Source organism: Aquabacterium sp. A08 (assembly GCF_011742065.1).
The window spans coordinates 1-320 of the sequence record NZ_JAAQQT010000133.1; the positions used below are offsets into that span (position 1 = coordinate 1).

The window sequence follows — 320 nt, forward strand, 5'->3', positions numbered from 1 at the left end:
GTGGAATTTGTGCAGCCCCGGGGTGGCCTGTTCGTGTGGGCGCGGCTGACCGGTGCGCGCGGGCAAGTGCAGGACAGCCAGGTGTTCGCGCAGCGTGCCATCGACCAGGGCGTGGCCTTTGTGCCCGGCGCGCCGTTTTACTGCGAGCAACCCGACCGCGCCAGCTTCCGCCTGAGCTTCGCCACCTCGGACGTGGAAAAAATCCGCGAAGGCGTGCAGCGCCTGGCGCGGGCCTTGTGACCCGAGCCCCCAAGCCATGAAAAGCCCGACCGTTGCGGTGCTGCTGATCCTGTTGGGGGTCTATTTCCTGTTGTCCAACC

General features: G+C 66.6%; 1 protein-coding gene. It reads left to right on the forward strand.

What is annotated here, in order from left to right; translation table 11 throughout:
- A partial coding sequence (locus HA630_RS26720; RefSeq protein WP_166832047.1) for an aminotransferase class I/II-fold pyridoxal phosphate-dependent enzyme occupies positions 1 to 240 on the forward strand: 240 nt, incomplete at its 5' end.
- Between the last annotated feature and the right edge of the window lie 80 nt (positions 241 to 320).